Genomic DNA, 7,370 nt, shown 5'->3' on the forward strand with positions numbered 1-7,370 from the left:
CTCCTATTCCAAGCTGATGAAGAAGGCACAGGCCGCCGGCACCTATGTCATCCTGGTCGACAATCCCGCCAACTTCCCGGCCGACGCCTTTATCGGCAGTGACTGGGACCGGCTTGGCCAGCTCGAGGCCGAAGCGGCGATCAAGGGCTGCGGCCCGAACTCGTCGAAGAAGATCGGCCTTGTGCAGGGTGACCAGGCGAACTCCTCCAGCCTCTATCAGTATGCCGGCATCATGAAGGTGCTGGACAAGAATCCCGACTTCAAGGTGGTGGCCAAGCCCGATTCCAACTGGGATGCGACGACCTCGCGCAACGTGACGACGACGATGCTGCAGCAGAACCCGGATATCTGCTCGATCATCGATTTCTGGGATGGCGACGCCACCGGCGCGTCCGCCGCGATCCGCGATGCCAAACTCGACGGCAAGGTGTTCCTGGTCACCACCGGCGGCGGCGAAAAGGCGGCCGATTGCGACAAGCTGGTCGACGGCACCTATGGCGCTGTGGTGATGACCGATCTTGCTCGCCAGTCGGGCGACATGAACGCCATCATCAAGTTCCTGCTGCAGAGCGGCCAGCCGGCCGGCACCTCGCACACCTACATCTACACGCTGGAGAAGGCGACGACCAAGGCCGACCTCAAGCCCGACAGCTGCTGGGACCTGAAGGCGCTGCAGGCACAAGCGGCGGCGGCAAAGTAAGCCGCACCTTTTCGACTGAAGTACAAGCGAGGTGACCGGAAGGATCCGGTCACCTCGTCCCCTCATGGAATAGCAGCAGCCGATGTCCTTTCGCGAACGCCTCCAGTCCTGGCGCTACAATCTCGTGCCCGACCATGTCGTCGGCGAGATACTGACCAAACGCTGGACCGACAACGCCATTCCGTTCCTGGCGCTGGTGGCGACATTGGCGACCTTCGGCTCGGTCATTCCCGGCTTCTTCAAGCTGACCGCTTTGCAGGAATCGACCCGCCAGCTCGGCGAGTTCTCGATGGTCGTCACCGGCATGACGGTGGTGATGCTGGGTGGCGGCATCGATCTGTCGGTCGGCTCGATCTTCGCGCTGTCGTGCTTTTCCGCCGTCTATGTCTTCTTCATCCTCGAACAGTCGATCTGGCTGGCGCTGGCCGCATCGCTCGCCACCGGCCTCATCTTCGGCGCCATCAACGGCTACCTTGTCGGCTATCTCAGGCTGCGCGCCTTTCTCACCACGCTGGTGACCTTCATCTTCGGCCGGGCGCTGTTCGACATCCTGGTCACCACCTATGCCGCCGATGTGCAGCTCTCGACCGCGACATCGGATGTGCTCGACTTCATCGGCGACAGCACCTTCTGGGGGCTGTCCGTCTCGGTGTGGCTGGCGATCATCCTGGCCATCGTCACCCATATCGCGCTGACGCGTTCGCGGCCGGGCTGGCACGTGCTGGCGGTCGGCGGCTCCAGGCGCTCGGCGCACAATGCCGGCATCCGCGTGCGCCGCACCGTGTTCATGACCTATGTCTTTTCCGGCTTCTGCGCCTCGATCGGCGGCTTCCTCATTGCTTGCCGGCTGAGCGGGGCAGGGCCGGGAACCGGCCTCAACCTCGAGATCATGGCGCTGACGGCGGCGGTGGTCGGCGGCGTCAGCCTCGGCGGCGGGCGCGGCTCGGTGATCAAGGGGCTGATGGGCGCAATCATCGTGCTGACCATGACCAACGGTCTGATCCGCTTGGGCTACGGCACCGGCACCAACCAGATGGTGCTCGGCATCATGTTGGCGGTGGCGGTGACCATCGACATCCGCTGGCTGAAGAACCGGCACAAGGTGCTGAATGAGGTCTATGTCGCGCCGGTCTATCTCAAGATGGGCGAGACACAGTCGGCCGCACCCGGCTCGGGCACGCCATACGAACTCGACAACAGGCTGTCGGCCGCAGAGCATATCGGGCTTGGCGAGCTGGAGGGGCCGGAAGACGTCATCCTCGACCGCGACGACAATCTCTATTGCGGCACGCGTCATGGCGAGATCGTCCGCTTCTTCGCGCCGGACTATGTCAGGTCGGAGGTGTTTGCCCACATCGGCGGTTTCCCGCTGGGGCTGGCCTTCGACAAATCAGGCAATCTGATCAGCTGCGTCGGCGCGATGGGTCTCTATTCGGTCTCGCCGGATCGGGAGGTCAAACGCCTCTCGGCGGAGACGTCGCGCTCGTGGACCTCGATCGTCGACGATGCACGGCTGCGTGACCCCAACGACTGCGATATCGCACCGGACGGCCGCATCTATTTCACAGATTCAACTAAGCGATATGACGCCCACGATTGGGCGCTGGATTCGATCGAGAACCGTGCCACCGGCCGGCTGCTGGTCTACGACCCGAAGGACGGCTCGACGAAGACGCTGCTCGACGGCTATCGCTACACCAACGGTGTGTGCATGGCGCATGACGGCAAGTCGCTGTTCTTCGCCGAAAGCTGGGCCTGCCGCGTGCACCGCTACTGGCTGGAAGGGCCGAAGGCCGGCACCGCCGAATGCGTCATCCGCGACATGCCGGGCTATCCCGACAACATCAACCGCGCCTCCGACGGCAATTACTGGATGGCGTGGCTCGGCATGCGCACGCCGAGCTTCGACCTGTCGCTGCGCCATCCCGACATGCGCAAGCGCATGACGCGCCGGCTGCCGCAGGACGAATGGCTGTTCCCCAACATCAACACCGGCGGTGTGGTGAAATTCACAGAGAAGGGCGGCATCGTCGAGGCGATGGGCGACCTCACCGGCGGCGCGCACCCGATGGTCACCTCGATGCGCGAGCACAAGGGGTATCTGTTCGTCGGCGGCATCCTCAACAACCGTATCGGCCGCTACAAGATTGCAGGCGCCGACCCGAACTGGACCAGCCCCGCTTCCTATTGGGGAGCAAAGCCATGATCCTCGACCCGGTGCTCGACCTGTTCCGCGGTAAGGCGGTGACCATCCCGCCGCTCGACGGCGCTTTTCGCCCCAATACGCGGCTGGATGATGCGCCGGCTTTTGCCGAGCTGACGGAACCGGATAATCTGCTGGTTACCGGTGACAGGCTGCTGGTCTCCAGCGGCAACGCCATCCATTCGATTGCTGCTGGAGCGCAACCTGTCGTGGTCGAGACCTTTCCGTCTGCCGTCACCGCGCTGGCGCTGTCGCCATTGGGCGAACTGACGGTCGGGCTGGAAAGCGGCAAGTTGCTGATTGGCGGCAGCGACGTTTCACTGCCGGCCGGGATCAGCTGCATCACCGCACTAGCCTATGCGGATGACGGCACGCTGTGGCTGGCCAACGGCTCGACCGAGCATGCGCCATCGCAATGGGCCGCCGATCTGATGAAGAAGGGCGTGTCCGGTTCGCTCTGGAAGCGAGGCGCCGCAGGCGGTGATTTCCGCAAACTCGCCGGCGACATTGCCTTTCCCTACGGGCTGCATCCTGTCGGCGAGGATCTGCTGGTTAGCGAAAGCTGGCGTCACCAGCTTGTTCGCTTCGATGGCGCTACCGGCAACCGCTCGACGGTGCTTGCACATCTGCCGGGATATCCCGCGCGGCTGTCGCCGTCCGCCGATGGTGGGGCCTGGCTGACCTTGTTTGCGCCGCGCAACCGGCTGATCGAATTCGTGCTGCAGGAAACGCATTACCGGCAGGACATGCTGAGCCAAGTGCCGCCGGCCTACTGGATCGCGCCGGCACTGGCGTCCAGCCGCAGCTTCCTCGAGCCGCTGCAATGCGGCGGCATCCGCACCATGGGCATCCACAAGCCGTGGTCGCCGAGCCGCTCCTATGGGCTGGTGGTCAGGCTCGACCAGAAGATGCAGCCGCTGTTCAGCCTGCACAGCCGCGCCAATGGAACGCGTCATGGCATCTGCAGCGTTGCGGAAAAGGATGGCCGGCTGTTTGTCGCCTCCAGAGGCGGCGACTGCGTGCTGGCGATCGATGCGGGAGGTTTTTGATGGAACCGATCGTTCGGCTGGAAAACGTCACCAAGAATTATCGTGGCGTGCCTGCGGTGAAGAACGTCAGCTTCGAATTGCGCAAGGGCGAGATCCATGCGCTGCTCGGCGAGAACGGCGCGGGCAAATCGACGCTGACCAAGATCATCGCCGGTGTGGTCGATGCCACTTCGGGCAAGATGTTCCACAATGGGCAAGAGATCGCCTACGCCTCGCCGCACGCAGCGCTTGAAGCCGGCATCGCCATGGTGTTCCAGGAGACCAGCCTGGTGCCGTCGATGACGGTGGCGCAGAACCTTTATCTCGGCACCGAAAAGTTCCTCAACCGGCTGCGCGGCACCTACATTTCAGCGCAGCAGTTCCTGCAGTCGCTGAATTTTCCGGTCGACCCCAACGCCATGGTGGCAACGTTGGGCGCCGCCAAGCGGCAGATGGTCGAGATCGCGCGCGCCGTCCACCACAATGCCGAGATCATCATCTTCGACGAGCCGACGGCGACGCTGACGCCGGAGGAGAAGCGGCACTTCTTCGCGCTGATCCGCCGGCTGAAGGCGGGCGGCGTCTCGATCGTCTTCATCAGCCATGCGCTGGAAGAGGCGCTCGATATCGCCGACCGCATCACCATCCTGCGCGACGGCGAGCTGGTCATTACCGACGACACATCCGCCTTCGACCGCGACAGGATCGTTTCCGCCATGGTCGGGCGCACGCTATCGGGACAGATCTACCGCCAGCGCGACGAAGCGAAGCTGCGCAAGGCGGGCAAGAAAGTGCTGTCGGTGCAGGACATTTCGATGAGCAATGTCGTGCGCAACACCTCTTTTTCGATCTTCGAGGGCCAGATCACCGGCGTGTTTGGGCTGATCGGCTCCGGCCGCACCGAGACATTCAAGATCGTCTCAGGCATCTACAAACGGGATTTCCTGCGCGGGGGCGCGATTGAACTCGATGACAGACCGGTGCGCTATCTCGTGCCGAGCGAAGCGGTGGCCGACGGCATCGTCTATGTCACCGAGGACCGCAAGAGCGAAGGCATCTTCGAGACGATGGGCATTGCCGAAAACCTGTTCGGCGGACTGCTGGCGGCGGGCCGCGAAAAGGCCTGGGTGATCAACACGCAGGAGATGCGCGCGCTCTCGGCCGAATGGACGAAGACGCTGAACATCAAGGCAATCAACGACAATGCGCGCGTCGTCGAGCTGTCAGGCGGCAACCAGCAGAAGGTGGTGATCGGCAAGGGGCTGGTGCAGAAGCCGCGCATCGTCATCTTCGACGAGCCGACACGTGGCGTCGATGTCGGCGCGATCGCCGAGATCCACCAGATCATCAACCGGCTGGCCGATGAGGGGCTGGCCGTCGTCGTCATCTCGTCCTACCTGCCGGAGATCATGAACCTGTCCGACCGCATCCTGGTCTGCCGCCAGGGCCGCATCGTCGAGGAGTTTTCGCCGGCGGAGGCCACGGAGGAGAAGATCATGTACGCGGCCGTGCATTAGATTCAGGTGAGGCCGGCCTGCAAATGGCGGTTTCCTGCGCTTCCGGTTCTCACGTACGAAAAGTACGCTCCGCTCCGGTTCTCGGAACCCACCATTTTCGACTCGGCCTGACCTGAATCTAGACGCCGGCGCTGGAAAAGTGAATCGGACGAGTGGATTGGCCGCAATTGCTCAAGACCTGATTCAATTCACGCAACGATCCAACGAAGGAAAAACCCCATGGCCACCACAAAACTCCTCAGCGATGCCGAGGTCGAAAAGATTCCCGCCGTGAAAGCCGTGTTCGAAGACATCCGCGCGACGCGCAAATCTGATTTCGTCAACAATTTCTGGCGCGGGCTGGCCAATGATCCTCCGGCGCTGAAGCGGATCTGGGAACAGTTGAAGGTGGTGATGGTCGCCGACAGCGCCATCGATCCGCTGACCAAGGAGATGATCTACATCGCGGTGTCGACCGCCAATGGCTGCTCCTACTGCGTCCACTCGCACACGGCGGCAGCCCGCGCCAAGGGCATGACCGATGCGCAGCATGGCGAACTGGTGTCGATCATCGGGCTCGCCGGCCAGACCAACCATCTGGTGACGGCGATGCAGATTCCAGTCGATCCGCAGTTCGAGGTGAAGTGAGGCGTCACACCGGCCGGTAAACCTTCTCCGCCGTGTTCCAGAAGATATCCGCCTCGGCCACCGCACCATGCTTGGCCACCGCGTCGCGGTGCGCCTTGATCAGCTCAGCGTGGCTGGTCCACAGCTTCTCGATCGGGAAGTTCGAGCCGAACATCAGATGGTCGGCGCCCAGGATATCGATCGCGTTGTCTACGACATAGGCGATCAGCAGGGGATCGTTGCGGTGGACGAAGGTGCCGAGGCCCGACAGCTTGGCGTAAAGATTGGGCGCCGCCGACAGCGTTTGCAGGCCTGCCTTCCAGGCCTCGGTGGTTTCCGGTTCCATGCCGGTCAGCATGCCTGCATGGGTGAGGATGAAATTCGTTTCGGGGTTCTCGCCGACCAGCGTCAGGCCGTCCTTCATCTGGGCGGGGAAGAGCTGCAGGTCGAAGGACAGGCCATAATCCTTGAGCCGCGCCACATTGGCGCGCACTTTCGGGTCGATCACCTGATCGGCGGAGGCGGCGAAGCGGAAGGCCGGGGTCTCGTGCCAGTGCAACTGCATGCGCAGGCCGCGCAGCAGCTTGTATTTCATCAAGCGATCGATCTGAGGCCTGATATCGTCGACGGTCATGTCGGTGTAGCCGACGATGGCATGCGGCCAGCCGGTTTCGTCGGACGTCTTCTGCAGGAAAGCGACTTCCTTCTCGAAATCCTCCTTGGCCCAGTTGGTCTGGACGTAGACGGCCTTCTCGACGCCTGAATCCCTCTGGTCTTCGAGAAATTCCTCGATCGGATAGTCGCGCCGGATCGGTTCGTAGGGGCCGAAGATGCGCGGCACCATCGGTCCGACCAGCCATGGCTGATCCTGTTGGCGCCAGATGTGAAAATGTGCGTCGATGGTTTTCTGCATCATGAAACCCTCTTCCAGATTGTCGCCGCCGCCGGAGCAGGGCGGGCGAGCGACAGGATGAAATCGGTGAGACCGGCAAGCGACGAGCCGTCGACGAGATCGTCGAGGTCAGGCAGGATGGCGCGAAGTGCCGCCGTTGCCGGCCGGAAGCGCGGGTCGCCGGCCAAAGGTGTGGCCAGCGACAGCCGGAAGGCGCGGGCGCTCAGCCGCCGCATGGCTGTCTCCAACTCGGCATGATCGCCGCGTTCCAGCGCGTCGGATAGGATGACGATAGCGGCACCGCGTGCAAAGGCTGAAAAGCGCGGCACCGAGAGGAAGGCGACCAGCGTCCGCTCCATGCGGGTGCCGCCGTCCCAATCGTCGACCTGGACAGCGGCGCGGGCCAATGCCTGGTCGCCGTCGC

7 protein-coding genes are annotated in these 7,370 nt (G+C 63.1%); 5 read left to right on the plus strand and 2 right to left on the minus strand.

Translation table 11 applies throughout. From position 1 onward, the window contains the following. The 5 genes from EN884_RS18725 to EN884_RS18745 all read left to right on the plus strand — a co-directional run. Window positions 1-700, plus strand: a 700-nt coding sequence (locus EN884_RS18725; RefSeq protein WP_164895053.1) for a sugar ABC transporter substrate-binding protein, incomplete at its 5' end; no start/stop codon positions are given. A gap of 82 nt (window positions 701-782) precedes the next feature. After that, window positions 783-2,906, plus strand: coding sequence for an SMP-30/gluconolactonase/LRE family protein (locus tag EN884_RS18730; RefSeq protein ID WP_013530839.1), 2,124 nt, complete (start codon window positions 783-785; stop codon window positions 2,904-2,906). Next, window positions 2,903-3,952 carry a hypothetical protein gene (locus EN884_RS18735; RefSeq protein WP_063168530.1) on the plus strand — a complete coding sequence of 350 codons (1,050 nt, stop codon included), beginning with the start codon at window positions 2,903-2,905 and terminating at the stop codon, window positions 3,950-3,952. The genes EN884_RS18730 and EN884_RS18735 overlap by 4 nt, the downstream gene beginning before the upstream one ends. After that, complete coding sequence (locus tag EN884_RS18740) at window positions 3,952-5,448, plus strand: sugar ABC transporter ATP-binding protein (RefSeq protein WP_063168529.1); 1,497 nt, start codon at window positions 3,952-3,954, stop codon at window positions 5,446-5,448. The genes EN884_RS18735 and EN884_RS18740 overlap by 1 nt, the downstream gene beginning before the upstream one ends. Window positions 5,449-5,667: 219 nt before the next feature. After that, window positions 5,668-6,075, plus strand: coding sequence for a carboxymuconolactone decarboxylase family protein (locus EN884_RS18745; protein ID WP_063168528.1), 408 nt, complete (start codon window positions 5,668-5,670; stop codon window positions 6,073-6,075). Window positions 6,076-6,079: 4 nt separating this feature from the next. Here the strand turns inward: EN884_RS18745 and EN884_RS18750 are convergent, their stop codons facing one another. After that, on the minus strand, window positions 6,080-6,967 hold the full coding sequence (locus EN884_RS18750) for an amidohydrolase (RefSeq protein WP_063170273.1): 888 nt from the start codon (window positions 6,965-6,967) through the stop codon (window positions 6,080-6,082). Then, on the minus strand, window positions 6,967-7,370 hold a 404-nt coding region (locus tag EN884_RS18755; RefSeq protein ID WP_128360670.1), incomplete at its 5' end, for a VWA domain-containing protein. The genes EN884_RS18750 and EN884_RS18755, both read right to left, overlap by 1 nt.

The organism is Mesorhizobium sp. M7A.F.Ca.AU.001.01.1.1 (genome assembly GCF_004022735.1).
Lineage (GTDB): Bacteria > Pseudomonadota > Alphaproteobacteria > Rhizobiales > Rhizobiaceae > Mesorhizobium > Mesorhizobium ciceri.

Coding starts and splice junctions, on each gene's coding strand:
- EN884_RS18750 (WP_063170273.1), bottom strand. CDS start 6,967: ATGCAGAAAACCATCGACGCACATTTTCACATCTGGCGCCAACAGGAT.
- EN884_RS18745 (WP_063168528.1), top strand. CDS start 5,668: ATGGCCACCACAAAACTCCTCAGCGATGCCGAGGTCGAAAAGATTCCC.
- EN884_RS18735 (WP_063168530.1), top strand. CDS start 2,903: ATGATCCTCGACCCGGTGCTCGACCTGTTCCGCGGTAAGGCGGTGACC.
- EN884_RS18740 (WP_063168529.1), top strand. CDS start 3,952: ATGGAACCGATCGTTCGGCTGGAAAACGTCACCAAGAATTATCGTGGC.
- EN884_RS18730 (WP_013530839.1), top strand. CDS start 783: ATGTCCTTTCGCGAACGCCTCCAGTCCTGGCGCTACAATCTCGTGCCC.